Source organism: Streptomyces sp. NPDC008079 (assembly GCF_042957385.1).
Lineage (GTDB): Bacteria > Actinomycetota > Actinomycetes > Streptomycetales > Streptomycetaceae > Actinacidiphila.
In genome coordinates, this window is the sequence record NZ_JBIBIC010000049.1 from 1 (window position 1) to 1,133 (window position 1,133).

The window sequence follows — 1,133 nt, forward strand, 5'->3', positions numbered from 1 at the left end:
CGCCGTCCGGCGGCACGCCTGAGACATCCTGAGGCAGGCCACGTACGGAACGTTGCCGTCCGGCAACTGATTGCGGAGCGTGATGGGGGTGGCGTTCGGTCATCTCGGGAACATTCCGGCGGTCTGCCAGTAATCCACGGGGCAACAGGGATCCTGCCGATGGAGTCCCGGCCTGCGGGAGTCATTGACCGGGGATTGAGCCGGGCAACGAGGAGGGGTGACCTTCCTCATGACATGACCCGCGTCATCCGGGGAAGAGCGCGCAGCCATCGGGGTGCCCCCACGCGGGCATCGAGTCCTCACCGCGGCCGGGCCGACATCGCGGGGCGGCCGAAAGATCCGTGTTATGGCCGGTACCGTCCTGCCGGCCACGGGCCAGTGGCCGGGCCACAGGTGCGGCTGCGGGTCAGCGCCACGGTGTGGGCGGGCCTGGACCGCGGGCACGGGATCCTGCGCGGGCGCCGGGCCCCGGGTGACCGCCGCCGGGACCGGCATCCACCCGGGCCGCGCCGTCGAGGTGTGGCTGCCCGGACCGGACGGACGCGCCGTCCAGGAGTTCGACAGCGAGGTGTTCGACCTCTTGGACGGCGGCCTGCTCAGGACCGGACACCCCGCCACCACGCCGCGCCGCGGTCGACACCTGGACGGCCGGACCGGGGGTGCATCGGCGGTCACCGCGGTCTGACTTTCCGGCGCCTGACGGATCGAAGGGGGCGGCTCCTGGTTGGCGACGTGCCCGGCAGGGGTGACGGTGCCCGGTGCGGGACGGGTTGTCCGGTACGAAGCGGTCATGATCCTTTCTTCGATGCGGCGTACGGTCTTCGCCTCCGGTGCCGCTCTGGCCGTCCTGACCCTGCCGCTCGCGGGCCCGGCTGCCGCGGCTTCCGTGCCCACATCCGGCACGGCGGGGGAGACGGTTTCCCTTCCGGTGAGCCAGGCGCTGGCGGCGCTTCCGGTCCGGGCGGAGGACCGCACCGGGTACGAGCGCAGCAAGTTCCGGCACTGGATCGACGCCGACGGCGACGGGTGCTCGACCCGGCAGGAGGTGCTGAAACGGGACGCGCTCACAGCCCCGGTCCAGGGCCCGCGCTGCGCGCTGACCGGCGGCACCTGGCTCAGCCCGTACGACGACA

At 72.6% G+C, this 1,133-nt stretch carries 1 protein-coding gene and 1 pseudogene; both read left to right on the forward strand.

Annotation, left to right across the window (positions count from 1 at the left end; all coding sequences use genetic code 11):
* Window positions 1-472: 472 nt before the first annotated feature.
* Complete coding sequence (locus ACFZAM_RS37175; protein ID WP_391053013.1) at window positions 473-685, forward strand: hypothetical protein; 213 nt, start codon at window positions 473-475, stop codon at window positions 683-685.
* Between the two features lie 105 nt (window positions 686-790).
* Window positions 791-1,133: pseudogene (locus tag ACFZAM_RS37180) on the forward strand (HNH endonuclease); the annotation flags it as partial.